Source organism: Paraburkholderia podalyriae (assembly GCF_014397785.1).
In the GTDB taxonomy this organism is placed as follows: domain Bacteria; phylum Pseudomonadota; class Gammaproteobacteria; order Burkholderiales; family Burkholderiaceae; genus Paraburkholderia; species Paraburkholderia podalyriae.
Map to the genome: position 1 here is coordinate 413294 of NZ_VZQQ01000001.1, position 24070 is coordinate 437363.

A 24070-nucleotide genomic window follows, 5' to 3' on the forward strand; every position below is an offset into this window, starting at 1 on the left:
ACGATGTCGATGTATAACGCTCAGGGAAAGATTTCTCAGGCCGAAGTTCTGGCGAAGTACGCACCGCTCGTGCGTCGACTCGGCTTGCAGCTTGTCGCGAAAATGCCGGCGAGCGTCGATCTCGACGACCTGATCCAGGCCGGCATGATCGGCTTGCTGGATGCCGCCGGCCGCTACAAGGAAGACCAGGGCGCGCAGTTCGAGACCTATGCCAGCCAGCGGATTCGCGGCGCGATGCTCGACGAGCTGCGCAGCAACGACTGGCTGCCGCGCAGCCTGCGGCGCACGTCGCGCGAAGTGGAAAGCGCGGTGCACAAGGTGGAGCAGAACCTCGGCCGCTCGGCGAGCGAGGCGGAGGTCGCCGAGCACCTGCAGATGCCGCTCGACGAATACCAGTCGATGCTGCAGGACCTGCACGGCAGCCAGCTGATCTACTACGAAGACTTCGACCGCTCCGCCGACGACGAACCTTTTCTTGACCGCTACTGCGTCGATCATTCCGATCCGCTGTCGGCGCTGCTCGACGACAGCCTGCGCTCCGCGCTCGTCGAAGCGATCGACCGCCTGCCGGAGCGCGAGAAGCTGCTGATGTCGCTGTACTACGAGCGCGGCATGAATCTGCGCGAGATCGGAGCGGTAATGGAAGTCAGCGAATCGCGCGTGTGCCAGCTGCACAGCCAGGCCGTGGCACGCCTGCGCACCCGGCTGCGCGAAATGGCCTGGGCGAACGCCGAAACGAACTGATGCCGCCGCGGGACAGCCCGCCGCTTTTCAAGCGCTGGCTCTGGATGCGGCGGCGCGCCGATGCCGATTCGCGCCGGGCCGCCTGGTTGCTCATGCGTCCGCCATCTCATGTTCGGCTGCGAGCGCGAGAAATGCCGAGCGCGACATACCGCGCGCCTGCGCATACGCGTCGATCTCCTGCACCAGCACCTCGGGCAGCGAGATGTTGATACGGACCGCCTTCTTCAGCGCCGGAATATTGCGCGTCGTCACGAAACCCCATGTGAACCCTGCGAATTCCGGATTGCGCCGATGCTCGCCGAGCGCGAGCGGCTCGGGCAGCGGCAGCCCTTCGTCGAGCAGAGTTTCGAGATGCGATTCGATCGCCTGTTTTGCGTTCGCATACGCTTCTTCGAGCGTGTCGCCCGCGGAGTAACAGCCCGGAATATCGGGCACCACGACGCCGAACGCGTGCGTATTGTCTCCGGGTTCGATGGCGATCGGAAAGATCAGATGCTTCATTTGAGCCCCGCCTGTTTCAGAATGCTGTTCAGGGTGCCGGCCGGCAAATCTTTTTTCGGGTGCGGGACCGTCACGAGCCCCCGTTTTCCCGCGTGCCTGAAATGATGGTGACTGCCCGCTTTGCGGACGAGCTGCCAGCCATTCGCTTGAATCAATTTGACGACCTCGGCACTGTTCATACATCACACCCTCCATCATACACACGATTACACACGCTGACTAGCGGGCAAGCTTCCGCCTATTGATGCGCGGCCAAGTCGAAGCCGGGCGCTGGCGAAAACTCGACGGAAGTCACCATTTCAGCGTGACGGGTGGACTAGCGCTAGCTAGCCAAACAGCTAACGCAGCGTGACATGGAGCGGAACGTGGGTGAAAAAGCGGCAGCGGAAAAACGACAAGGCCCGCCGATGGCGGGCCTTCTCATTTCATATCGGATCTTTGCTCGATTGCAGGCCGGGCGGCCGGCCCCTCAAAGTCCCGAATAAGCCGGAACTCGCCCATCGGGCCCATACAGGTTCGTCTTGCGCGGCACGCTGACCTGCAGCGCCTTCAGCGCGCGCTGGTTGTACTCCATCCGCACGCGGATCAGCTCGCCGTTGTTGGCGTTGACGCGCCGCGCGCGCTCGGCCGCTTTCTGCAGCAGCTTCCATTGCGTCGCGACGCGCTCGTCGGCGCTCGCCGCGAGCTCTATGCCGGACCAGCCGGCCGGAAAGCCGAGTTCGGCCAGATGCGTGTCGCGCGCGGTTTCGAGCCTCGCGAGTACGCCGATCAGCTCGGTTTTCTTCTCGACGATCGGGGGCAATTGCTCCAGCGGCGAGACCGCCGTCAGCGCTTTGGTTTCGAGAGCGAGGATCGAGGCGAATGCCTCGACGGTCGAATATTCTTCGATCAGGGTGGCAACCAGGGCGTCTTTCATGTCAACAACTCGCTACGCACACCGGCCCGCGAACCACGCGAACCGAGTTGGTCGGACGCCGCCCGGCAGCTCACCGCGCGGCGAGATGCCGATCAGTTGCCGGTCGACGAGGTTTTGTTCTGCAACAGGTCGCGCGCCGTCTGCAGCACGCCGTCGGCGATCTTGCCGGAGTCGATCTGCAGCGTGCCGTCCTTGATCGCCTGCTTGATCGACTCGACGTGCGCGGTGTCGATGTCGGCCGAACCGGAGGCCGCGAGGCTGCGCAAATGCTGCGACAGCCCCGACAGGCTCACGCTGGTGTCGCCCGACGCGCTGCTCGCGGCCGGCGCGGCCGTGCTCGTCGCGCCCTGCGCGGCGCTGGCTGCCGGCGTGGTTTCGCCGCTTTGCTGTGAGCGGGACAATGCGTCTTTCAACGACGCCAGATTCGAAGAGGTGGTGGGATCGACTTTCACGATTGGCTTCCCTAACGATTTGATCCTGATAACGGCAACCGCCGATCAAAACTTTAGCGCAATCGCTCGACACCCGGCCCGCCAACCGGTGGCCATCTGCCCCTCTCAATGCCCGCTTCAATGCCCGCGTCAATGTCCGTTTGGCTGCTCTCGCCACCGCGGCAGCAGCTTCGAGCGTGGTCATTGCCGCCAGCCCGCTCACATCTGGATCTCCACCGTCCCGCCGTCCTTGACGATGCCGGAGATGATCTGGCCGTTCGCGGTCTTCACGCGCACTTGCTGACCGGGCGACGCGTTGTTCATCGCGCTGCCCTCGGACGAAATCGAGAAACCGTCGCCGGCCGCGACGACCCGCACGGTCTGGCCGATCGCCACCGCCGACGCGCTCTTTAGCATGTCGCGGCGCAGCGGCATGCCGCCCGCGATCCGCACGAGCGAGACCGAGCCGACCGCCTGCGACGGGTCGGTGACGATCGCCTGCGGCAGGCCGGTCAGGTCGCCGTCACGCGCGACCAGGTCGGCGGCCGTCAGCACTTCGCCCGGCGCCATCGCGCGGGCGGCCAGGTAATAGGTCGCATGCAGCGCGATGCGCGCCTGCAGATAAATGGTCCACGGCCGCTCGCCCGCGCAGCGCACGCCGACCGTCAGCCGGCCCCACAGGCGCGCGCCGGTCGGCATGAACGGTTCGAGCGACGTGCACGCGGCGAGGCCGCGCGGAAACGCGGGCGCGACTGTAATGTCCACCTTGCCGGGCAAGCCGACGGCCTGCTGTTGCAGGAACGCGAGCGCGCTCGCGTGAATCGCTTCCGGGTCCTGCTGGCCGGGCAGCGGCGCCGGTTGCGCGGGCGGCGCGGCGGTACCGGTCTGCGGTGTTCTCTGTGCGATCGTGGCGGCGCTCGCCGGTTGGCGCGTGCCCGACGATGCGGCGGGCATTCCCGCGATCGCGGGATTGGCCGGCTGCCCGTGCACGGTCGCGACCGGCTTGCCATTCGCGCCCAACTGGGGCGGCTCGCCGCGCGACGCGAGACTGTCGAAACCGCCGCCTTGCGGCGGATTGGCCGCGACCGCGCGCGGATTCGCGAGGCCGACGGCCGAGCCCGCTTCGGCATTGACGCGCGCGACGCCCGACGCGCCCGTGCTGGCCGCCGGCGGAATCGTCACCACGCCGTTGGCGTCCGGTTTGAAGTTGGTGCGGATGATTGCCGGCGCGGCGGCGGGCTCGCCCGCGCCCGCAATGACGATCGCGCCGCTCGCGTTCGCGGCGCGCCCGAACGCATCGGTGTCGCGCGGGACGCTCGCGCGGCCGAGCGACTGCGCGCTCGCCGCGGCGAGCGATGCCGCCGACGCGCGGCGCTGCGCCGGCGTCTGAATCCGTTGCGCGAGATCGTTCAGCGCGGCGGGATTTTTCTCGGCGGGTCCTGGAATCACGATCGGGCCACCCGCATCCTGCGCCCGGGTCGTGGCCGGCAACAGCACGATGCCGCCCGCGACCCATACCGCGACGTTCACGACCAGCCGCGTCAGGCAATGCGTCAGGCAACGCGCGAACGAGCGCCGCCCCGGCCGCGCGCCCACGCTCGTGCCGCTCGCACGCTGCGGCAAGGTGTTAGTGGGCTGGTCCATCGCGGGTCTCCATCGAATGCATCGGTACGCCTTGCATTCTAGTGAGCACCCCTTGCGCGCAAACGTTGAATAGAAGCCCCCTTTCCCGGTTATTCGTCCGATTGCCGCTTGCACGCGGCCCATAAGATGCATCACATGCAAAAAGGCCTTCGCACCCGCCGCGTGTCTCGCACGATGCGCACACGGGACGACCTTGGAAACGTTCTCGGGAGATTCCCATGCTCGACAAACTCGATGCCGAATTCGCGTTCGGCCGGCAGGCGATGGATGTACGCGCATACCGGCAGGAACTGCTGTCGTCGAATATCGCGAACGCCGACACGCCCGGCTACAAGGCGCGCGATATCGACTTCGCGTCGTCGCTCGCCGGCGCGCTGAAGAAGACAGGCGGCAGCACCGCGGGCCAAGGCGCATCGAACGGCTCGACGCTCGCGATGACGCAACCCGCGGGCGCGACGAGCGGCATGTCGATGAGCACCACCGAGGCCGGCCACATGAGCGGCAAGGCCACGCTGACGGCGACGGGCGGCAGCCCCGACGACTACGGCAACCTGCAATACCGGATTCCGCAGCAGCCGGCGCTCGACGGCAACACGGTCGATGTCGACACCGAGCGCGTGCAGTTCGCCGACAACACGGTGCACTTCGAGTCGGGTATGACGGTCGTGTCGAACCAGATCAAGACGATGTTGTCGGCGATCACGTCGGGCTCGTAAGCCGGACAGGCCGCACGGCACACAAGCAGAGCGCATGGCGGCTGAATCCAGCCAGCCAGCGCGCAGGAAAACGAACGCTACGGGACTTAACGTAACGCCGGTGCGAACCGGCAGGAGAGGTCAGGAAACATGCCATCCCTGATGAACATTTTTGGTGTCGCGGGCTCCGCGATGTCGGCGCAATCGGAGCGGCTCAACGTGACGGCGTCGAACCTCGCCAACGCGGACAGCACGACCGGCCCCGACGGTCAGCCGTACAAGGCCAAGCAGGTCGTGTTCGCGGTGAACCCGCTCGGCGGCGCGCGCTCGGGCTCCGGCCAGCAGGTCGGCGGCGTGCAGGTGACCGGCGTCGTCGACGATCCGTCGCCGATGAAGACCGCGTACGAACCCGGCAATCCGGCCGCCGACGCGAACGGCTACGTGACGCTGCCCAACGTCGACCCGGTGCAGGAGATGGTCAACATGATCTCGGCCTCGCGCTCGTACCAGGCCAACGTCGAAACGCTGAACACCGCCAAAACCCTGATGCTGAAAACGCTCACGATCGGAACCTGAGGAGAGAGCCTTGACCACCAACACCACGATCGGCGGCAGCGGCACGACCGTTTCGCAGACGCTGCTCGACACGATGAACGGCACGAGCAGCGGCTCGAGTGCGACCAGCTCGACGAGCAGCACGTCCGGCACCTCGGCGACGGACCTGCAGAACACCTTCCTGCAGCTGCTCGTCGCGCAGATGAAGAACCAGGACCCGACCAATCCGATGGACAGCTCGCAGATGACCTCGCAGCTCGCCCAGATCAGCACGGTGCAGGGCATCAGCCAGCTCAATACGTCGCTGTCGTCGCTGTCGACGCAACTGTCGGCCGGCCAGCAGTCGCAGGCCGCGCTGCTGATCGGCTCGACCGTGCTCGCGTCGGGCAACACGATCACCGTGTCGAGCGGCAAAGCGAACGAGTTCGGCGTCACGCTCGCGAACTCCGTCAGCGACCTGCAGGTCGTCGTGAAGAACTCGGCCGGCACGATCGTCAACACGATCGACCTCGGCAAGCAGTCGGCCGGCACGATTCCGGTCGGCTGGACGCCGACCGACTCGGCGGGCAACACGCTCGCCGACGGCACCTACACGATCACCGCAACCGGCACGATCAACGGCCAGCAGGCGACGGCCACCACGCTCACCGGCGCGACGGTCGAGAGCGTCGTGCAGCAGAGCGGCGGCACGCCGGGCCTCGTGCTGTCGAACGGCTCGACGGTCGGCCTGACCAGCGTCGCCGCGATCCTGTAAGCCGCATCCATCCAGTTACGACTTTGCAGATACGGAGTACGTCATGAGTTACCAAACAGGTTTGAGCGGTCTGTCGGCGTCGTCGAGCGATCTCGACGTGATCGGCAACAACATCGCCAACGCCAACACGGTTGGCTTCAAGAGCGGCACCGCGGAATTCGCCGACATGTACGCCAATTCGGTCGCGACCGCGGTGAGCCAGCAGATCGGTATCGGCACGAAGCTCGCCGAAGTGCAGCAGCAGTTCTCGCAAGGCACGATCAACACGACGAACCAGGCGCTGAACGTCGCGGTCAACGGCAATGGCTTCTTCCAGATGTCGAACAACGGCACGCTGACCTATTCGCGCAACGGCGTGTTCCAGCTCGACAAGAACGGCTTCATCACGAACGCGCAGGGCCTCGATCTGATGGGCTACGCGGCCAATAGCTCGGGCATCATCAACACCGCGCAGACCGTGCCGCTGACGGTGCCGACCGCGAACATCGCGCCGAAGGCGACCACCTCGATCACCGCGGGCCTGAACCTGAACGCGCAGGACAACCTCATGCTCGGCGCGCCGACCGCCACGGCCGGCGCCGGCAACACCGGTACGCTGAACACGACCGGCGCGACGATCACCAACGCGGCCGCCGGCACCAACACCGACAAGTACACGATCAACTTCACGAGCCCGACCACCTACACGGTCACGGACAACACGCTCGGCACGACCACGGCGTCGCAGAACTACACGGCCGGCACGGCGATCACGCTCGGCAACGGCGAAAGCATTACGTTCAGCGGCACGCCGGCCGCCACCGACACCTACACGATCACGCAGAACCCGACCACGTTCAACCAGAGCAGCTCGTCGACTTACAACTATTCGACGAGCACGACCGTCTACGATACGCTCGGCGGCTCGCAGACGGTCAACATGTACTTCGCGAAGACGGGCTCGGGCACGTGGAACGTATACGCTGGCCCGTCGACCGGCACCGCGAAGCTGATCGGCACGGCGAACTTCAATTCGTCGGGCACGCTGGTCAGCACGACCGACGCGACGACCGGCCTCGCGACCGCGACGCTCGGCGCGTTCACCATGTCGATCCCGACCACCGACGGTTCGGGCACGCCGCAGAACGTCACGCTGAACATGGCCGGCACCACGCAGTATGGCGGCAAGGACGGCGTGAACAGCCTGTCGACCGACGGCTTCGCGGCGGGCCAACTGACGAGCTTCACGGTCGGCTCCGACGGCACGCTGACCGGCAACTACTCGAACGGCGAGACCGCGGCGCTCGGCCAGATCGTGCTGGCGAACTTCTCGAACGAGAACGGCCTCGTCGATCTCGGCAACAACGAGTACGGTCAGACGGCTGCCTCGGGCGTCGCGCAGATTTCGACGCCGGGCTCGACCAACCACGGCGTGCTGCAAGGCGGCGCGGTCGAGAACTCGAACGTCGATCTGACGAGCGAGCTGGTCAATCTGATCACCGCGCAGCGCAACTACCAGGCGAACGCGCAGACGATCAAGACCCAGCAGGCCGTCGACCAGACCCTGATCAACCTGTAAGCCAACGGGACCTCTTCATGGATCGGCTGATCTACACCGCGATGTCGGGCAGCGCGCAGGCGCTCGAACAGCAGGCGATCGTCGCGAACAACCTCGCGAACGCGTCGACCACGGGCTTTCGCGCGCAGCTCGAAACCTTCCGCGCCGTGCCGATGTCGTTCGGCGACGGCAGCACGGTCAACGACGACACGACCCGCACGTTCGTGCTGTCGTCGACACCGGGCGCCGACTACACGCCGGGGCCGATCCAGCAGACCGGCAATCCGCTCGACGTCGCGATTCAGGGGCCGGGCTGGCTGTCGGTGCAGACCGCCGACGGCAACGAGGCCTACACGCGCGCGGGCAATCTGCACATCGACGAAAACGGCCAGCTCGTGAACGCGACCAATCAGGTCGTGCTCGGCAACGGCGGGCCGGTATCGGTGCCGCCGGGCGCGCAGATCACGATCGGCAAGGACGGCACGGTGTCGGCGCTGACGCCGGGCGATCCGCCCACCGCTGTCGTCACCGTCGATCAACTGAAGCTGGTCAATCCCGATCCGCAGTCGCTCGCGCGCGGCGATGACGGTCTGTTTCGTACCGCCGACGGCAACCCCGCCGACGCCGATCCGACCGTGACGCTCGCGCCGGCGTCGCTCGAAGGCAGCAACGTGAATCCGGTCAGCGCGATGGTCTCGATGATCACCAACGCGCGCCAGTTCCAGATGCAGACGCAGTTGCTGGAAAACGCCGACAAGAACGATCAGTCCGCCAACCAGCTGCTCAGCTTCAGCTAACGGCTTGCCACGGAGTGCGCTACGAGGCGCGCCCCGGACTTTGGAGAACCATAAGTGAACCGCTCACTCTACATCGCCGCTACCGGCATGAATGCGCAACAGGCGCAGATGGACGTGATCTCGAACAACCTCGCGAACGTCAGCACCAACGGCTTCAAGGGCTCGCGCGCGGTGTTCGAAGATCTGCTGTACCAGACCATCCGCCAGCCGGGCGCGAACTCGACGCAGCAAACCGAGCTGCCGTCCGGCATCCAGCTCGGCACCGGCGTGCAGCAGGTCGCGACCGAGCGCCTGTACACGCAGGGCAACCTGCAGCAGACCGGCAACTCCAAGGACGTCGCGATCAACGGCGCCGGCTTCTTCCAGGTGCAAATGCCCGACGGCACGACCGCCTACACGCGCGACGGCTCGTTCCAGACCAACGCGCAAGGTCAGCTCGTCACGTCGAGCGGCTACCAGGTGATTCCGGCAATCACGATCCCGACCAATGCGACCTCGCTGACGATCGGCAGCGATGGTGTGGTGTCGATCACCGTGTCGGGATCGAGCAACACGCAGCAGCTCGGCTCGATGCAGGTCGCGACCTTCATCAACCCGGCCGGCCTCGACGCGAAGGGCGAGAACCTGTTCTCTGAGACCGCGTCGTCGGGTGCGCCGAACGTGGCGCAGCCGGGCCTGAACGGCTCGGGCACGCTCAACCAGGGTTACGTGGAAGCGTCGAACGTGAACGTCGTGCAGGAGCTGGTGAACATGATCCAGACGCAGCGCGCGTACGAAATCAACAGCAAGGCCGTGACGACCTCCGACCAGATGCTGCAGACCTTGAGCCAGATGCAGGTTTGAGGACTGGAAATTTAAGGCGGTCAACGATGATGTCGCATTCCACTCGCACTCCGGTTCATTCGCGCACGGCCGAGGCGCTCGTGCAGCTCGCGCTGCTCGCCGCGCTCGGCGGCTGCGCACTCGTGCCGAAGCAACCGATCACGCAGCAACCGATGACCGCGCTGCCGCCGCTGCCGCCGCAGGCGCAGGCGCCGGGCTCGATCTACAACCCGGGCTACGCGGGCCGTCCGTTGTTCGAAGACCAGCGGCCGCGCAACGTGGGCGACATCATCACGATCGTGATCGCCGAGAACATCAACGCGACGAAGTCGTCCGGCGCGAATGCGAACCGCAACGGCAGCACGAGCTTCAACGTACCGACCGCGGGCTTTCTCGGCGGCCTGTTCGCCAAGACCAACCTGAGCGCGACCGGCGCCAACGGTTTTGCCGGCACCGGCGGCGCGAACGCGTCGAATACGTTCAACGGCACGATCACCGTGACCGTGACCGGCGTGCAGGCGAACGGCAACCTGATCGTCAGCGGTGAGAAACAGATGCTGATCAATCAGGGCAACGAATTCGTGCGCTTTTCCGGTGTCGTGAATCCCAATACGATTTCGAGTCTGAACGCCGTGTACTCGACCCAGGTCGCCGACGCGAAAATCGAATACTCCGCGAAGGGTTACATAAACGAAGCGGAGAACATGGGCTGGCTGCAGCGGTTCTTCCTCAACGTGGCGCCGTGGTGATCATGGGTATCGTCTTCCACACGCTGTCGCGCGCGGGCCGCGCACTGATGTTCGTCGCGCTCGCCTGCGCGGCGCTGCCGGCCGCCACGCCCGCGCACGCGGAGCGCCTGAAGGACCTCGCGCAGATCCAGGGCGTGCGCGACAACCCGCTGATCGGCTACGGCCTCGTGGTCGGCCTCGACGGCACCGGCGACCAGACCACGCAGACGCCGTTCACCACGCAGACGCTCGCGAACATGCTCGCGAACCTCGGCATCTCGATCAACAACCAGGCGGCGGGCTCGAGCAACTCGCAGTCGTCGCTGTCGAATATCCAGCTGAAGAACGTCGCCGCCGTGATGGTGACCGCGGTGTTGCCGCCGTTCGCGCGGCCCGGCGAAGCGATCGACATCACGGTATCGTCGCTGGGCAATGCGAAGAGCCTGCGCGGCGGCACGCTGCTGCTGACGCCGCTGAAGGGCGCCGACGGCCAGGTGTATGCACTCGGCCAGGGCAACGTCGCAGTCGGCGGCGCGGGCGCGAGCGCGAACGGCAGCAAGGTGCAGGTCAACCAGCTGGCCGCGGGGCGCATCACCAGCGGCGCGATCGTCGAGCGCTCAGTGCCGACCGCGGTGTCGCAGGCGGGCACGATGCAGCTCGACCTGAACGACATGGACTACGACACCACGCAGCGCGTCGTCGCGGCGATCGACAATGCGTTCGGCGGTGGTACCGCGACCGCGCTCGACGGCCGCACGATCCAGCTGCGCGCGCCGGCCGATCCGCAGCAGCAGGTCTCGTTCATGGCGCAATTGCAGAACCTCGAAGTGCGGCCCGCGCAGGCGGCCGCGAAGGTCATCCTGAACGCCCGCACCGGCTCGATCGTGATGAACCAGATGGTGAGCCTGCAGAACTGCGCGGTCGCGCACGGCAATCTGTCGGTCGTGATCAATACACAGCCGGTGGTGAGCCAGCCGGGCGCGTTCTCGAACGGCCGCACGGTGGTCGCGCAGCAGTCGCAGATCCAGATGAAGCAGGACAACGGCGCGCTCAAACTCGTGAACGCCGGTGCGAATCTCGCCGACGTGGTGAAGGCGCTCAACGCGCTCGGTGCGACGCCCGCGGATCTGATGTCGATTCTGCAGGCCATGAAAGCAGCCGGCGCGTTGCGCGCCGACCTTGAAATCATCTAAGGAGCACGCCAGATGAATTCCGATACGACCAATAGCGTAAACTCCGCCAACGATCTGACCAGCCGGTTCGCGCTAGACGTGCAGGGCTTCGGCGCACTGAGCGCGCAGGCAAAAGCGTCGCCGCAAGCCGGCATGAAGATGGCCGCGCAGCAGTTCGACGCCGTGTTCACGCAGATGATGCTCAAGAGCATGCGCGATGCGACGCCGCATGACGGTCCGTTCGATTCGCACGACACCGCGACCTTCACGTCGATGATGGATCAGCAGATGGCGCAGCAGCTGTCGAAGAAGGGCATCGGCGTCGCCGACGCGATGCTCAAACAGCTGATGCGCAACCAGGGCATGCAGGTGGATGGCGCGAACGGCGCGGGCGCGGCGGGCGGTCTCGCCGGCATGACCAACGCGCTCGGTGGCGGTAGCGGCGGCGACCAAGGCCAGAGCGCGGCGCTGAACGCGCTCGCGCGCGCCTACGGCAACGCCCACACAAACGGCCAGCTCGCGCTCGGCCGCGCCTACTCGGCCAATAGCGCGCTGACGCCGCCGGTGCGCGGCGACGGCAGTTCGCCGAAGGTCGACGCGTTCGTCGACAAGCTCGCCGCGCCGGCGCAGGCCGCGAGCGCGGCGACGGGCATTCCGGCGCGCTTCATCATCGGTCAGGCCGCGCTCGAATCGGGCTGGGGCAAGAGCGAGATCAAGAAGGCCGACGGCACGACCAGCCATAACGTGTTCGGCATCAAGGCGGGCAACGACTGGACCGGCAAGACCGTGTCGACAGTCACGACCGAATACGTGAACGGCAAGCCGCATCGCACGGTCGAGAAATTCCGCGCGTACGACTCGTACGATGAAGCGATGACCGATTACGCGAGCATGTTGAAAAACAACCCGCGTTACGCGCAGGTGATCAATTCGTCGCGCGACGTCAACGGCTTTGCGAACGGCATGCAGCGCGCCGGTTATGCAACCGATCCGCATTACGCGAAAAAGCTGATGTCGATCATGCAGAAAATGGGCTGATTAGAAACAATGCACGCGACGAGGCCGCGTGCATAAAACGAACAAAATCACGGAAAATGGGGCGGATACGGTTTTAACGTTTGCGCGAGATTTCCGGCAAATATTTAATAGAAGCCCCTAAATTTTGGCTGGATGCTGCCGCTAACGAGTTAGACCCGATACCGGAATAGCGCTGTAAGGTCCGGTCGAACGCGTGTGGTGCGGCTTGCATGAAGACCCTCAGAGTCGACGGCCAGGCCGTGGCACATGCCCGCAAGAACATGCTTACCGGCAAGCCCATGGATATGAACCAGTCGAACGGCCAGACTGACACGAACGGTCAGCCGCACCTCCCGGAAGACGAGAGCGTTCCCGATTTCGGCCGCCGCAATCCGCTGGAAATCGGCGTGCAACTGCGCAATCTCGTCAATCGCGGCGACTTCCTCACCGTCGAATACGCGGGTGGGCAGCTCGTTACGCGCCTGCTCGACGTCGACGTGCGCGAACGCACTTTCACCTTCGATTGGGGCGCGCTCTCCGATCAGAACGCGGAGCTGCTCGGCGCGCCGCGCTGCCAGTTCCACGCGTCGCCCGACGGCGTGCGCGTCGAGTTCACGACCCCGACGCCGCGCGAAACCCGCTTCGAAGGACTGCCGGCGTTCGAGGCCGACTTCCCCGAGGTGCTGTTCCACGTGCAGCGCCGCGAGTACTTCCGCGTCGCCGCGCCGATTCTCGATCCGTTCTTGTGTACCGGCCGCCTGCCCGAGGGCGACACGTTCCGCTTCGAGGTGCACGATCTGTCGCTCGGCGGCGTCGGCATGCGCACGACCGACCAGCGCGTCGGCGAACTGCCGATGGGCGCACGCCTGAGGGACTGCGAGCTCACACTCGGCGCGCTAGGCCGTTTGTCGCTGGATCTGCAGCTCGTGTCGCATCGCTCGCTCGCGCTGCCGAATGGCACGCAGCGCTATCAGCTCGGCTTTCGTTTCCTGACGCTGCCGGGCAGCGCGGAAAACACGCTGCAACGGCTGATTACGCAGCTCGAAATGAAGCGCCGCTCGCTGGCGCGCTGAGCGGCGAGGCAACGCGCGGCGACCGCAAACGAAGTGGAATGGCCCTCAATTTTTTGCGCGGCGGGCCGTTAAAGAGGATGTTCCACTAACGCGGTGGCATGTCTGCGATGCCGCCCTTCAGGATGACGCATGTCCAGCAATCTGTTGACTATCGGCCTTAGCGGACTCAACGCGGCCCAATGGGGTTTGACGACCACTGGTGAGAACATCAGCAACGCGTCGACACCCGGCTATACGGTGGAGACTCCGGTGTATTCGGAGACGAGCGGAACGTATACCGGCTCCGGCTACCTGCCGATGGGTGTCTCCACCGACACCGTGCAGCGCTCGTATAGCCAGTACCTGACGACCGAGCTGAACAACGCGCAGTCGTCGAGCAGCTCGCTCACCGCGTACAACACGATGATCACCGAGCTCAACAACCTCGTCGGCAGTCCGACCTCGGGGATTGCGAGCGCGATCAGCGGCTACTTCACGGGCCTGCAGAACGTCGCCAACAGCGCATCGAGCGTGTCGACGCGGCAGACCGCGATCAGCGACGCGCAGACGCTCGCGAACCAGATCAACGCGGCGGGCCAGCAGTACGACCAGTTGCGCTCGAGCGTCAACACGCAGCTGGGCGACGCGGTCAAGCAGATCAACACCTACACCGCGCAGATCGCGTCGCTAAATACGCAGATCACGCAGGCTAGCAACCAGGGCCAGCCGCCGAACCAGCTGCTCGACGAGCGCGACCAGGCGGTGTCGAACCTGTCGCAACTGGTCGGCGTGTCGGTCGTGCAGGACAAGGGCAGCTATAGCCTGTTCATGTCGAACGGACAGCCGCTCGTGCTGGCCGGCAACAGCTTCAACCTCGGCACGGCGACGTCGACGAGCGATCCGAGCGAGCTGTCGGTCCAGTATCTCGGCCAGGCCGGCGCGAAGCCCGCGCCGACCCCGCAGACGCTGTCCGACACGAGCGTGTCTGGCGGCACGCTCGGCGGCCTGCTGCAATTCCGCTCGCAAACGCTCGATCCGGCCGAGGCGCAACTCGGCGCCATCGCGACCAGCTTCGCCGCGCAGGTCAACGCGCAGAACGAGCTCGGCCTCACGCTGAACGGCACCGCGGGCGGCGCGTTGTTCACCGTCGGCTCGCCGACTGTGTACGCGAACCCGCAGAACACCGGCAATGCGACGCTCGGCGCGTCGTTCGCCAACGCGGCCCAGCCGACTACGAGCGATTACACGCTGTCGTACAACGGCAGCGCCTACACGCTGACCGACAACGAGACCGGCGGCATCGTCGGGTCGGCGGCGAACCTGAACAACCCGATCGGCGGCCTGCAGTTCTCGGTCGCGAGCGGCACGATGAAGGCCGGCGACTCGTTCTCGGTCGAGCCGACCCGGGGCGCGCTGGACGGCTTCGCGCTGACCACCACGTCCGCCTCGGCGATCGCGGCGGCGGCGCCGGTGCTCGCGTCGGCCTCGACGTCGAACACGGGCAGCGCGACGATCACGCAGGGTACGGTATCGGCCGGCTACAGCGCGCCGACCAGCAAGTCGACGATCACCTACACCGCCGGCACCGGCCTCACCGGCTTCCCGGTCGGCTCGGTGGTGACGGTTGCCGGTTCGCCGTCCACGTCGTACACGATCAGCGCGGCGACGACCGCGGTGCCGTACACGGCGAGCGCGGGCGCGACGCTGACGATCACCAACCCGACCAACGCGACGAGCGCGGGCGTGATGAACAACGTGACGGTTACGCTCAGCGGCACGCCCGCCAATGGCGACTCGTTCACGATCGGTCCGAACACCGGCGCGACCAACGACGGCCGCAACGCGCAACTGCTGTCGAACCTGACTTCGGCGCAGGCGCTCAACGGCGGCACCTCGACGCTGACCGGCGCGTATGCGAGCTACGTCAACACGATCGGCAACCAGACTACGCAGATCCAGACGTCGGCGACCGCGCAAAGCACGCTCGTCACGCAGATCACGTCGGCGCAGCAGTCGGTGTCGGGCGTCAATATCAATGAAGAAGCGGCCAACCTGCTTCAATACCAGCAGCTCTATCAGGCCAACAGCAAGGTCATCCAGACCGCGCAGACGTTGTTCCAGACTCTGCTTGGCATCTTCTCGTAAGGCGTTGAACCATGCGAATTTCGACCCAGCAGTACTTCAGCATGAACGTGTCGACGATGAGCGACCAACAGGCTCAGTTGTCGCAGATCTATCAGGAAATCTCGAGCGGCCAAAGCCTGACCACGGCCGCCGACAATCCGCTCGGCGCCGCGCAGGCGGTGCAGCTCAGTTCGACGGCGGCCGCGCTGTCGCAGTACACGACGAACCAGAACACCGCGCTGTCGTCGCTGCAGGCCGAGGACTCGACGCTCTCCAGCGTCATCACGACGCTGCAAAGCGCGAACACGCTGGGTCTGAGCGTCGGCAGCGGCGTGCTGAACGACACCAACCGCGAGGCGATCGCCGCGCAGTTGACGAGCCTGCGCGACCAGCTGCTGACCTATGCGAACGCGACCGACGGCTCCGGCAACGCGCTGTTCGCCGGCTTCCAGAATGCGACCAAGGCCTTCACGACCGATTCGGCCGGCACCGTCGTCTATACGGGCGACACCGGCTCGCGCACCGTGCAGGTCACCGATAGCAATGCGGTCGCGACCGGCGACAACGGGCTGTCGGTATTCATGAGCGTCGGCGCGACCAATGCGCAGCCGATCGCCTCGGGCAGTTCGGCCAACACCGGCACCGGCGTGATCGGCCCGGTGACGATCACCGATCCGACCAACGCGGCGAACGCGGACTCGTACCAGATCCAGTTCAGCGGCAGCGGCAGTTCGTTGACCTACACGGTCACCGACACGACGACCAACACCGCGGGTACGGCGCAGCCCTACACGTCGGGTTCGAACATCACGATCGGCGGCCAGACCGTCGACATCACCGGCACGCCGGCCGCCAACGACACCTTCACCGTGCAGCCGGCCAACCAGGCAGGCACCAACGTGTTCGCGAACCTGAACGCGATGATCGCCGCGCTTCAGCAGCCGGTGAGCGGCAACGACGTGGCGTCGGCGACGCTGCAGAACGCGATGAACACGGGTCTGTCGCAGCTTGCCAACACGTTGAACAACATCACCGCGGTGCAGGCGTCGGTGGGCGGCCGCGAGCAGGAAGTCGAGGCGCTGCAAACGGTCACTCAGACCAACACCACTCAAACGGCAAGCGATCTCGCGAACCTCACCTCGACCGACATGGTCAAGACAATCAGCAAGTACACGCTGCAGCAGGCGGCCTTGCAGGCGTCGCAGCAAGCGTTCGTGAAGATCCAGAGCATGTCGCTGTTCCAGTACATCGGCAACTGATGCCGCTTCGGCACAGCAGTAAAAAAACCGGCGCGAGCCGGTTTTTTTTGTCCATGGTTCGGGATTTACGCGGCGTTACCCCAGCGCCGCCGCGACCCGCCCCATTTGATCGATGCCGCTATCGAACAGCCGCACGAAGAACGGGATCATGTTCGGCAGCATCAGCTGCACGAGCAGCAGACCGACCAGCATCGTCAGCGGAAAGCCGATCTGGAACACGCCGATCTGCGGCGCCGCGCGATTGAGAATGCCGAGCGCGAGGTTCGCGATCAGCAGCGCGACGACGACCGGCAACGCGAGCAACAGCCCCGCGGAAAAAATCGAGCCGCCCCAGTTCGCGAGCGTCTGCCAGCCATGCGGCGCGAGCAGGTTCGCCGACACCGGCACGGACTGGAAAGTCGTCACGAGCGCGGCGATCATCTGCAGATGACCGTCGATGGCGAGAAACACCAGCGTCGCGATCGTCGTCATGTAGCGCGAGATCACGACGCCCGAGCCGGTCGCCTGTTGATCGAAGAAGGTCGCGAAGCCGAGCCCCATGCCGAGGCCGATGAAGTAGCCGGTCGCGTCGATCGCCTGGAACACGATCTGCATCGTCACGCCGAGCGCGATGCCGATCAGGAACTGATTGACGAGAATCCACACGCCGGCCGCCGAAAAGACAGTGACCTGCGGCAGCGCGCCGATCGTCGGCGCGACGATGATCGTCGTGAATGCGGCAAGGCCGATCTTCACGCGCGAGGGCAGCGACATATTGCCGAACACCGGCGCGGTCGCGATCAGCGCGGCGATACGCGCGAACGGCCACAGGAACGCGGTCAGCCAGACGTTCAGTTGCGCGTAGGTGACCGTGAACATGAGGCGAACAGGGCAGGGTGGGCGTGCGTCGACGTGCCAGCGGCGCTCAATTGACGAGCGTCGGAATGCTGGTGATCGTGTGGCGCAGATAGTCGAGCATCGTGGTCAGCATCCACGGCCCGGCGATCACCAGCGTGAGCGCGATCGCGAGCAGCTTCGGAATGAACGACAGCGTGGTTTCATTGATCTGCGTGGCGGCCTGGAACAGGCTCACGAGCAGACCGACGACGAGCGCGACGAGCAGCAGCGGGGAGGCCAGCATGAGGCCGATGTACATGGCCTCGTGGGCCAGCGTCATGACTGCTTCGGGTGTCATCGTGAGTGCCTGCGAACGAGGAGTCGGAAAACGATCAGACGAAGCTCTGCGCGAGCGAGCCGAGCAGCAACTGCCAGCCGTCGACGAGCACGAACAGCATCAACTTGAACGGCAGCGAAATCGTCGCCGGCGACACCATCATCATCCCCATCGACATCAGCACGCTCGCGACCACCATGTCGATGATCAGGAACGGAATGAAAATCGTGAAGCCGATCGTGAACCCGGTCTTCAGCTCGCTCGTCACGAACGACGGCACCAGCAGCGACAGCGGCACGTCTTCGGGCCCCTGCATCGGCGCCGCATGCGAGATGCGCGCGAACAGGGCAAGGTCGCTTTCGCGAGTCTGACGAAGCATGAAGGTCTTGAACGGCGCGACGCCGCGCGACACCGCCTGGTCCATCGAGATCGTGCCTTCGGAGAACGGCTTATAGCCTTCGTTATAGGCCTTGTCGAGCACCGGCGACATCACAAACAGCGTGAGGAACAGCGCGAGACCGACGAGCACCTGATTCGGCGGCGTCGTGGTCGTGCCGAGCGCCTGGCGCAGCAGCGACAACACGATCACGATGCGCGTGAAGCTCGTCATCATCAGCACCATCGCGGGCAGGAACGACAGCATCGTGAGCAGCAGCATCGTCTGCACGCTCAGCGAGTAGGTCGTGCCGCCGTTCGGGCCGGGGCTCGTCGTGAAGGCCGGCAGGCCGGCGGTTTGCGCGAACGATAGCGTCGGCAGCGCGAACAGCAATGCCGGCAGCGCGAGTTGCAGCACTGCGGGAAGCGCCCGCGCGACACGGCGCGCTAGCGTGAGGAAAGCACCTGACTGCCTGAAACTGACCTGCATTACCGATCCCCGCCGCCGTGCGCGTTGAAACGTTTGCCCACTTCGCCTTTCAGGGCGTCGCGAAAGCGTTGGCCAAAGGTGCCGGAAAGCGGTGCGGGCGAAGCGGCAACCGTATCGGCCGCGACGGAACCCGCCGGCATCGTATGCAGCAGCCGCACGTTGCCGGGCGCAGCGCCAAGCACCAGCCATGTATCGCCGATCTCGACGACCGCGACGCGCTCCTTGCCGCCGAGCGAAGCGCCGCCGACCGTCTTCACGAGGCCGCCGCGCTGGCCCGGTTGCAGGCCGAAACGTCGCGCGAGCCACGCGCAGCCGAACACGAGGCCGATGACGACCGCGAGCCCGACAAAGGTTTGCAGCACCGCACCGACGCCGAGCGCCGGCACCGCGCTCCCCGCGCCGACGCCCGACGCGAACTTCGCGGCGTTGTTGACCGCGTTCATGTCGGCGGCGTGCGCGACGGTGGACGCGCCGAGCACCGTGGCGCTCGCGGCGAGCGCCTTGAACGCAAACAGGACGCCGCGACCGGCCAAACGTTTCATCGATTGAGTTTCCGGATGCGTTCGGACGGCGTGATGATGTCGGTCAGCCGGATACCGAACTTGTCGTTGACGACCACCACCTCGCCCTGGGCGATCAGGCAGCCGTTGACGAGCACGTCCATCGGCTCGCCGGCGAGACCGTCGAGTTCGACGACCGAGCCCTGCGCGAGCTGCAGCAGATTACGGATCGCGATCTTGGTGCGGCCGAGCTCGACCGTCATCTGGACGGGAATGTCCAGGATCATGTCGATGTCGTTGTGCGTCGAGGTCGGCGCGACCTTCGACAGCGGCTGGAACACGGCGCCCGCAGCCGGGTTGATTTCGTCGTTGCCGTTCTGTTCGGCGAGCGCGCTGGCCCAGTCGGCCATCGCCGCGTCTTCGTCCGCGGCGGACAGCGCGCCGGCGGCGAGTTGCTCGGCTGCCGCGAGATCGCTCTCGGGCTTTGCGTTCAGGTCACTCATATCCACCTTCCTTCATCGTGTCGGCTGCGCTGATCATCTTCTGGACCCGCAACGCGTACTGACCATTGAAAATTCCGTAGCCGCATTCCATCACCGGCACGCCGTCGACTTTCGCGGTGATGTGCTCGGGAATGTTGATCGGCAGAACATCGCCTTTGCGCATGTTCAGGATCTGTTCGAACGTGACCGGCACCTGCGCGAGGTCGGCGGTCAACTGCACTTCGGCAGCCTGCACCTGCTGCGACAGCACGCGCACCCAGCGGCGATCGACGTCGATCGCCTCGCCCTGGATCGGCGAGGACAGCACGTCGCGGATCGGCTCGATCATCGAGTACGGCATGCAGATGTGCAGCGTGCCGCCCGTCGAGCCGAACTCGATCGAGAACTGCGTGACGATGACGATCTCGTTCGGTGTCGCGACGTTGGCGAACTGCGTGTGCATTTCCGAGCGCACGTATTCGAACTGCAGCGGGCGCACGCTCTTCCACGACGCCGCGTAATGCTCGAACGTCAGATTGAGTAGCTTCGTGATGATGCGCTGCTCGGTCTGCGTGAAATCGCGTCCTTCGACGCGCGTATGGAAGCGGCCGTCGCCGCCGAACAGATTGTCGACCACGAAGAACACGAGGTTGGGATCGAACACGAACAGCGACGTGCCGCGCAGCGGCTTCACGTGGACCAGGTTCAGATTGGTCGGGATCGGCAGATTGCGCGTGAATTCGCTGTACTTCTGCACCTTCACCGGGCCGACGGAGATTTCCGCCGAGCGCCGCATGAAGTTGAAAATGCCGACGCGCAACAGGCGCGCGAAGCGGTCGTTGATGATTTCGAGGCCCGGCATCCGGCCACGGACGATGCGCTCCTGCGTCGCGATGTTGTACGGGCGCACGCCCGTGCGGTCGCTTTGCTCGGATTCCGTGTCGGATTCGCCGGTGACGCCCTTCAGGAGGGCATCGACCTCCTCCTGGGACATGAACTCTTCGTGGCCCATTGCTTATTCCTCGTGAGTCCCTTGGCGATTGATGATGGCAGCGCTAGACAACGTCACGTCACTGCACGACGAACTCGGTGAACAGGACGTCCTGCACGCGGATCGGTGCGGCGCTCTTGTCGGTCGGCTCGGTGATCAGCGTCTTCAGTTCGTTGGCGAGAGCGCGCTTGCCTTCGAGCGGCGCGAGCTCGTCGGGGTGCTTGTTCGACAGCGCGAGCAGGATGCGGCTGCGCACTTCCGGCATGTGATCGGTGAGCGCCTGCTGAGTGGCGGCGTCGCCGAGCTTCAGCGTGAGGCCGATGCGCAGGAAGTGCTGCTGGCCGTCGTCCGATTGCAGGTTGACGGTCATCGATTCGAGCGGGAAGAAGAGCGGCACGGCGGCCGGCGCCGGCGCGGCTTCGGCGGATGCGGCGACGGGTGCGCGCTTCGACATGAAGAACCACATGCCCGCACCGGCGGCGCCCGCGGCGATCAGCGCAATGAGGACGATCAGGATGATGCGCTTCAGGGGGCCCGGCGAAGCGGGCGCGGCTTGTTGCGGGGCGGTCGTGGTTGCCATTTGGGTTGCTGGCTTTTTGCCAGCCTAGTAAGGGTTAGGGTGATTGTTGTTGATTTGCCTGCGGCGCTATGGGTCGAAAAGAAGGGCTATTTCTGGTTATCTCAGGTTTTTGGCTGTTTTTTTTATCTTTGTTCTGGTTGTTGGTCTGGCCTTGTTGGCCTTTCCTTGCTTTGTTATCGGTCTATTAGCGTTGCCCCTGTGCGGGGCGGCACCTACTTTCTTTGCTGCTGCAAAGAAAGTAGGCAAAGAAGACAGCTCAAACCGCCAGCTCATAAGCGGGTCCCTCGGTCTGCGTGAGGCAGTGGTGCATCTGGAGTCGGTGTCCCCGCACATTCCACCTCGGTGACAAAGCCGTCATCCGCTCCCACTCCGCACTGCGTGCGTCGCGGACGGGTCTGCCAGGAGAACCAACCGATGGTTTTGGAACGGGGTTTCGGCGCGCGCAGCGCCGCCGGAAGGATGACTGCGTTGTCACTAGCGCCGAATGTGCGGGAGCACGGATTCCAGATGCACCACTGCCGCCTGCGGACCGGGGGACCCGCTTATGAGCTGGCGGTTTAAAGCTGTCTTCTTTGCCTACTTTCTTTGCAGCAGCAAAGAAAGTAGGTGCCGCCCCGCACAGGGGCAACGCTAATAGACCGACAACAAAGCAAGGAAAGGCCAACAACTCCAGAACAACGAAAAAAGCCAAGCCTCTTCAGGCAAACGTATCAACCAACCCAACCTGCCGCCGCACGGCAACACCAGAAACGGCCTCGCCGGAGTCCACCGAACCATCACCGCCGAGCGAGCCGCCACCACGGCCGGCACCCCCACCTGACCCACCCGCGCCAGCGCTCTTCTGCTGCTGCCCACTCTGCCGGGCAAACCCATCACTCACACTCGCACTCCCAAGCCCAATCCCATTGGACTCCATAGCCTCACGAAGCTTCGGCAACGCCGCTTCAACCGCTTCCCGCACCGACTGATGCTGCGAAACAAACAGCGCATGCGCGTGGCTATCCGCAACTTGCAGCACCACCTGCAACGGCCCGAGATCCTTCGGGTTGAGCGTCAGCTCGGCACTCTGCGAATGCGCATTCGACAAAAACACCACCTTCTGGCTCAACGCGTCTTCCCAGTCGCTCGTGCCGACCTGCGGCGTCAGCGCGTTCGCGGCGGCGGCCGCGCTCGCGTTGCCAGTGCTCTGCGCCGCCGCCGTCGTGCTCGCGGCGTTGGCTGCCGCTTGCGTCGCGGACAGCGCGGCGTTCGCCGCATCGGACGCGCTGCGCGCCGACGCGAGGTTGTCCGCCTGGCCGCCCGTCGCGGCTGCGGCGCTCAACGCATCGGCGGCTGACTTCGCTGCCGATGGGTCGGCCAGCGCGGTCGCGGCGGCCGTCGCCGTCGTCACCGTCGTGTGGCTCGTCGAGGCGCTCTTGCCGTCGCCGGACAGGCCGTTCGCGAGTGTCTTGTCGCTCGTTGTGCCGTTCAGACCGCTCTTCGCGTTGCCCAGACCGCCCGCCGCGCTCGACACGCTCGCCGCCTTCGCGGCGGCGCCGCTTGCGAGCGCCTGCGCGGGCACCGCGCCCTGGCCGCTCGATAGCGCGGACAGCGCACTCTGCAACGCATCCTGCAGCGACGTCGGATCGACCGCGCCTTTCCTGCTTGCGACGGTGCCGGTGAGCGCGTTCGCGGCCGTGCCGGCCAGCGCGCTGACCGCATCGGCGACGGAGCTTGCGGCATCGGTCGTGGTGCTCGCGCTCGCGTCGGCGTTGTTGTTCGCGGCGCCCTGTGCCTGCGCTTGCGCCTGAGCCTGGGCGGCAGCCGCCGCGGCGGCAAGCGCGCCAGCGTCGGTCTGCGCCCTGGTGTCCTTCTGCCTCACTTGCGTCGTGCCCGACTGGCTGTTCGATGCCTGCTGCGTTTGTGTCGTCGATGTTGTCGACGTCGTGGACGACGCGCCGTTGCTCGCCGTACCGCTGCCGCTCTGACTGCTGCTCGCGCTGTGCTGCGCGGGAGCCGGAGCGGGCGAGGGCGGCGGCGCACTGGGCGCGCTCGACGCCGACGATTGCGACGGCGTCGCTGAACTGGTCTGCAGTTGATTCGCGCTGTTCTGCTGGTCGATGCTTTGCCGCAAGGTCTGCGCGAACGGGCTCGAGTTGACCGCGGCGCTTGCGGCCGCGCTGCTCGACGCATTGCCGCTCGTGTCGAGCAGCGAGCTCAGTTGTGAGCCGATCTGTGAAAGGAGCGACATAAGGAATCCTGTGAATCCGTCAAACGGGTGTGCCGTCAGGCTTTAGCCGCGAGGCAACGCCTCACGCGCCCTCGGCACGCATGCGCAGAATCCGCGCCGCGTGTTCGTCGGCGTCGCGCTGCTCGCGCCGCGCGGCAACTTTAGCCTCGGCCGCCTCGCCGCGTGCCTGCAGCACTTCGTACGAGCCGAGCTTCTGCTTGTGGCGCTGCCAGTCGGGCTTCGCCGCCTCGACGCGCGCGTTCGCCGCCGCGAAGAGGTTGCGCTGCTGCTCGATCGCGGTGTCGAGCGTGTCGATGAACGCCTGGAAGTTGCGCATGTTGCCGGCCGGCATGCCCGACTGCGCGCTCTCGGTGAAACGCGCGTAGTACTCATTGCGGTACTGCACGAGCGAATCGAGTTGCGCCTGCACGTCGTGGCGCTCGCGCTGCGCGCGGCCGAGCCGCTGCGCGGCGGCGTCCACGTCGTCCTGCGCGAGACCGATCAGCGTCTTGATCGGAAAATGTTTCGACATCGTCAGCCTC

General features: G+C 65.4%; 27 protein-coding genes. 13 read left to right on the plus strand and 14 right to left on the minus strand.

What is annotated here, in order from left to right; translation table 11 throughout:
- Positions 1 to 9 precede the first annotated feature (9 nt).
- Positions 10 to 744, plus strand: coding sequence for an RNA polymerase sigma factor FliA (locus F6X42_RS01820; RefSeq protein WP_187632661.1), 735 nt, complete (start codon positions 10 to 12; stop codon positions 742 to 744).
- Between the two features lie 90 nt (positions 745 to 834).
- Here the strand turns inward: F6X42_RS01820 and F6X42_RS01825 are convergent, their stop codons facing one another.
- From F6X42_RS01825 to flgA, 5 genes are all read right to left on the minus strand, one after another.
- Positions 835 to 1245: a type II toxin-antitoxin system HicB family antitoxin gene (locus tag F6X42_RS01825; RefSeq protein WP_187632550.1), complete on the minus strand. Its 411-nt coding sequence runs from the start codon at positions 1243 to 1245 to the stop codon at positions 835 to 837.
- Positions 1242 to 1424: a type II toxin-antitoxin system HicA family toxin gene (locus F6X42_RS01830; protein ID WP_187632551.1), complete on the minus strand. Its 183-nt coding sequence runs from the start codon at positions 1422 to 1424 to the stop codon at positions 1242 to 1244. The genes F6X42_RS01825 and F6X42_RS01830 overlap by 4 nt, the downstream gene beginning before the upstream one ends.
- A gap of 290 nt (positions 1425 to 1714) precedes the next feature.
- Positions 1715 to 2161, minus strand: coding sequence for a flagellar protein FlgN (locus F6X42_RS01835; protein ID WP_187632552.1), 447 nt, complete (start codon positions 2159 to 2161; stop codon positions 1715 to 1717).
- A 92-nt stretch (positions 2162 to 2253) separates the two neighbouring features.
- Positions 2254 to 2613, minus strand: coding sequence for a flagellar biosynthesis anti-sigma factor FlgM (flgM, locus tag F6X42_RS01840; RefSeq protein WP_187632553.1), 360 nt, complete (start codon positions 2611 to 2613; stop codon positions 2254 to 2256).
- Positions 2614 to 2811: 198 nt separating this feature from the next.
- A complete protein-coding gene (flgA, locus tag F6X42_RS01845) occupies positions 2812 to 4236 on the minus strand; it encodes a flagellar basal body P-ring formation chaperone FlgA (protein ID WP_187632554.1) in 1425 nt (474 codons plus the stop codon).
- Between the two features lie 218 nt (positions 4237 to 4454).
- Between flgA and F6X42_RS01850 the strand changes: the two genes are divergently transcribed.
- The 12 genes from F6X42_RS01850 (at position 4455) to flgL (ending at position 16748) form a co-directional block, all read left to right on the plus strand.
- Positions 4455 to 4952, plus strand: coding sequence for a flagellar basal body rod protein FlgB (locus F6X42_RS01850; RefSeq protein WP_187632555.1), 498 nt, complete (start codon positions 4455 to 4457; stop codon positions 4950 to 4952).
- Between the two features lie 129 nt (positions 4953 to 5081).
- Entirely contained in the window at positions 5082 to 5507 is a 426-nt protein-coding gene (gene flgC, locus F6X42_RS01855) for a flagellar basal body rod protein FlgC (RefSeq protein ID WP_027199188.1), read from the plus strand.
- Positions 5508 to 5517: 10 nt separating this feature from the next.
- Positions 5518 to 6240, plus strand: a complete 723-nt coding sequence (locus tag F6X42_RS01860; protein WP_187632556.1) for a flagellar hook assembly protein FlgD — start codon at positions 5518 to 5520, stop codon at positions 6238 to 6240.
- Between the two features lie 43 nt (positions 6241 to 6283).
- Entirely contained in the window at positions 6284 to 7798 is a 1515-nt protein-coding gene (locus F6X42_RS01865) for a flagellar hook protein FlgE (protein WP_187632557.1), read from the plus strand.
- A gap of 17 nt (positions 7799 to 7815) precedes the next feature.
- On the plus strand, positions 7816 to 8574 hold the full coding sequence (flgF, locus tag F6X42_RS01870; protein WP_187632558.1) for a flagellar basal-body rod protein FlgF: 759 nt from the start codon (positions 7816 to 7818) through the stop codon (positions 8572 to 8574).
- A gap of 54 nt (positions 8575 to 8628) precedes the next feature.
- Positions 8629 to 9417 carry a flagellar basal-body rod protein FlgG gene (gene flgG, locus F6X42_RS01875; RefSeq protein ID WP_187632559.1) on the plus strand — a complete coding sequence of 263 codons (789 nt, stop codon included), beginning with the start codon at positions 8629 to 8631 and terminating at the stop codon, positions 9415 to 9417.
- Between the two features lie 29 nt (positions 9418 to 9446).
- Complete coding sequence (gene flgH, locus F6X42_RS01880; protein ID WP_187632663.1) at positions 9447 to 10145, plus strand: flagellar basal body L-ring protein FlgH; 699 nt, start codon at positions 9447 to 9449, stop codon at positions 10143 to 10145.
- A 2-nt stretch (positions 10146 to 10147) separates the two neighbouring features.
- Complete coding sequence (locus tag F6X42_RS01885) at positions 10148 to 11317, plus strand: flagellar basal body P-ring protein FlgI (protein WP_281393894.1); 1170 nt, start codon at positions 10148 to 10150, stop codon at positions 11315 to 11317.
- A gap of 12 nt (positions 11318 to 11329) precedes the next feature.
- Positions 11330 to 12334: a flagellar assembly peptidoglycan hydrolase FlgJ gene (gene flgJ, locus F6X42_RS01890; RefSeq protein WP_187632560.1), complete on the plus strand. Its 1005-nt coding sequence runs from the start codon at positions 11330 to 11332 to the stop codon at positions 12332 to 12334.
- A gap of 284 nt (positions 12335 to 12618) precedes the next feature.
- On the plus strand, positions 12619 to 13386 hold the full coding sequence (locus tag F6X42_RS01895; protein WP_512699613.1) for a flagellar brake protein: 768 nt from the start codon (positions 12619 to 12621) through the stop codon (positions 13384 to 13386).
- A 129-nt stretch (positions 13387 to 13515) separates the two neighbouring features.
- Positions 13516 to 15510: a flagellar hook-associated protein FlgK gene (flgK, locus tag F6X42_RS01900; RefSeq protein ID WP_187632561.1), complete on the plus strand. Its 1995-nt coding sequence runs from the start codon at positions 13516 to 13518 to the stop codon at positions 15508 to 15510.
- Between the two features lie 11 nt (positions 15511 to 15521).
- A complete protein-coding gene (flgL, locus tag F6X42_RS01905) occupies positions 15522 to 16748 on the plus strand; it encodes a flagellar hook-associated protein FlgL (RefSeq protein ID WP_187632562.1) in 1227 nt (408 codons plus the stop codon).
- Positions 16749 to 16823: 75 nt separating this feature from the next.
- On the opposite strand, the gene fliR is transcribed toward flgL, so the two are convergent.
- The 9 genes from fliR to fliJ form a co-directional block, all read right to left on the minus strand.
- Positions 16824 to 17606, minus strand: coding sequence for a flagellar biosynthetic protein FliR (fliR, locus tag F6X42_RS01910; RefSeq protein ID WP_187632563.1), 783 nt, complete (start codon positions 17604 to 17606; stop codon positions 16824 to 16826).
- 46 nt (positions 17607 to 17652) lie between these two features.
- The gene (gene fliQ / locus F6X42_RS01915) at positions 17653 to 17922 is read right to left on the minus strand and encodes a flagellar biosynthesis protein FliQ (RefSeq protein ID WP_187632564.1); all 270 of its coding nucleotides are present in this window, start codon (positions 17920 to 17922) and stop codon (positions 17653 to 17655) included.
- 34 nt (positions 17923 to 17956) lie between these two features.
- Positions 17957 to 18766 (minus strand): flagellar type III secretion system pore protein FliP, encoded by an 810-nt coding sequence (gene fliP / locus F6X42_RS01920; protein ID WP_187632565.1) that lies wholly within the window; start codon positions 18764 to 18766, stop codon positions 17957 to 17959.
- Positions 18766 to 19308, minus strand: a complete 543-nt coding sequence (fliO, locus tag F6X42_RS01925) for a flagellar biosynthetic protein FliO (protein ID WP_187632566.1) — start codon at positions 19306 to 19308, stop codon at positions 18766 to 18768. The genes fliP and fliO overlap by 1 nt, the downstream gene beginning before the upstream one ends.
- Complete coding sequence (gene fliN / locus F6X42_RS01930) at positions 19305 to 19769, minus strand: flagellar motor switch protein FliN (RefSeq protein ID WP_187632567.1); 465 nt, start codon at positions 19767 to 19769, stop codon at positions 19305 to 19307. The genes fliO and fliN overlap by 4 nt, the downstream gene beginning before the upstream one ends.
- Positions 19762 to 20760: a flagellar motor switch protein FliM gene (gene fliM / locus F6X42_RS01935; protein ID WP_187632568.1), complete on the minus strand. Its 999-nt coding sequence runs from the start codon at positions 20758 to 20760 to the stop codon at positions 19762 to 19764. The genes fliN and fliM overlap by 8 nt, the downstream gene beginning before the upstream one ends.
- Before the next feature lie 58 nt (positions 20761 to 20818).
- Positions 20819 to 21319, minus strand: coding sequence for a flagellar basal body-associated protein FliL (fliL, locus tag F6X42_RS01940; protein WP_187632569.1), 501 nt, complete (start codon positions 21317 to 21319; stop codon positions 20819 to 20821).
- A gap of 697 nt (positions 21320 to 22016) precedes the next feature.
- Positions 22017 to 23549, minus strand: coding sequence for a flagellar hook-length control protein FliK (locus F6X42_RS01945; protein ID WP_187632570.1), 1533 nt, complete (start codon positions 23547 to 23549; stop codon positions 22017 to 22019).
- 61 nt (positions 23550 to 23610) lie between these two features.
- Positions 23611 to 24060 carry a flagellar export protein FliJ gene (gene fliJ / locus F6X42_RS01950; RefSeq protein WP_187632571.1) on the minus strand — a complete coding sequence of 150 codons (450 nt, stop codon included), beginning with the start codon at positions 24058 to 24060 and terminating at the stop codon, positions 23611 to 23613.
- Positions 24061 to 24070 lie beyond the last annotated feature (10 nt).

What these genes read in the sequence shown, in the direction of transcription:
- flgK (WP_187632561.1), top strand. Translation starts at nt 13,516, where the DNA reads ATGTCCAGCAATCTGTTGACTATCGGCCTTAGCGGACTCAACGCGGCC.
- flgJ (WP_187632560.1), top strand. Translation starts at nt 11,330, where the DNA reads ATGAATTCCGATACGACCAATAGCGTAAACTCCGCCAACGATCTGACC.
- F6X42_RS01830 (WP_187632551.1), bottom strand. Translation starts at nt 1,424, where the DNA reads ATGAACAGTGCCGAGGTCGTCAAATTGATTCAAGCGAATGGCTGGCAG.
- flgL (WP_187632562.1), top strand. Translation starts at nt 15,522, where the DNA reads ATGCGAATTTCGACCCAGCAGTACTTCAGCATGAACGTGTCGACGATG.
- fliP (WP_187632565.1), bottom strand. Translation starts at nt 18,766, where the DNA reads ATGCAGGTCAGTTTCAGGCAGTCAGGTGCTTTCCTCACGCTAGCGCGC.
- fliM (WP_187632568.1), bottom strand. Translation starts at nt 20,760, where the DNA reads ATGGGCCACGAAGAGTTCATGTCCCAGGAGGAGGTCGATGCCCTCCTG.
- F6X42_RS01835 (WP_187632552.1), bottom strand. Translation starts at nt 2,161, where the DNA reads ATGAAAGACGCCCTGGTTGCCACCCTGATCGAAGAATATTCGACCGTC.
- F6X42_RS01885 (WP_281393894.1), top strand. Translation starts at nt 10,148, where the DNA reads ATGGGTATCGTCTTCCACACGCTGTCGCGCGCGGGCCGCGCACTGATG.
- F6X42_RS01895 (WP_512699613.1), top strand. Translation starts at nt 12,619, where the DNA reads ATGAACCAGTCGAACGGCCAGACTGACACGAACGGTCAGCCGCACCTC.
- fliN (WP_187632567.1), bottom strand. Translation starts at nt 19,769, where the DNA reads ATGAGTGACCTGAACGCAAAGCCCGAGAGCGATCTCGCGGCAGCCGAG.
- fliL (WP_187632569.1), bottom strand. Translation starts at nt 21,319, where the DNA reads ATGGCAACCACGACCGCCCCGCAACAAGCCGCGCCCGCTTCGCCGGGC.
- fliR (WP_187632563.1), bottom strand. Translation starts at nt 17,606, where the DNA reads ATGTTCACGGTCACCTACGCGCAACTGAACGTCTGGCTGACCGCGTTC.
- F6X42_RS01820 (WP_187632661.1), top strand. Translation starts at nt 10, where the DNA reads ATGTATAACGCTCAGGGAAAGATTTCTCAGGCCGAAGTTCTGGCGAAG.
- flgF (WP_187632558.1), top strand. Translation starts at nt 7,816, where the DNA reads ATGGATCGGCTGATCTACACCGCGATGTCGGGCAGCGCGCAGGCGCTC.
- flgH (WP_187632663.1), top strand. Translation starts at nt 9,447, where the DNA reads ATGTCGCATTCCACTCGCACTCCGGTTCATTCGCGCACGGCCGAGGCG.
- fliJ (WP_187632571.1), bottom strand. Translation starts at nt 24,060, where the DNA reads ATGTCGAAACATTTTCCGATCAAGACGCTGATCGGTCTCGCGCAGGAC.
- F6X42_RS01850 (WP_187632555.1), top strand. Translation starts at nt 4,455, where the DNA reads ATGCTCGACAAACTCGATGCCGAATTCGCGTTCGGCCGGCAGGCGATG.
- flgA (WP_187632554.1), bottom strand. Translation starts at nt 4,236, where the DNA reads ATGGACCAGCCCACTAACACCTTGCCGCAGCGTGCGAGCGGCACGAGC.
- fliQ (WP_187632564.1), bottom strand. Translation starts at nt 17,922, where the DNA reads ATGACACCCGAAGCAGTCATGACGCTGGCCCACGAGGCCATGTACATC.
- F6X42_RS01825 (WP_187632550.1), bottom strand. Translation starts at nt 1,245, where the DNA reads ATGAAGCATCTGATCTTTCCGATCGCCATCGAACCCGGAGACAATACG.
- F6X42_RS01865 (WP_187632557.1), top strand. Translation starts at nt 6,284, where the DNA reads ATGAGTTACCAAACAGGTTTGAGCGGTCTGTCGGCGTCGTCGAGCGAT.
- F6X42_RS01945 (WP_187632570.1), bottom strand. Translation starts at nt 23,549, where the DNA reads ATGTCGCTCCTTTCACAGATCGGCTCACAACTGAGCTCGCTGCTCGAC.
- flgC (WP_027199188.1), top strand. Translation starts at nt 5,082, where the DNA reads ATGCCATCCCTGATGAACATTTTTGGTGTCGCGGGCTCCGCGATGTCG.
- fliO (WP_187632566.1), bottom strand. Translation starts at nt 19,308, where the DNA reads ATGAAACGTTTGGCCGGTCGCGGCGTCCTGTTTGCGTTCAAGGCGCTC.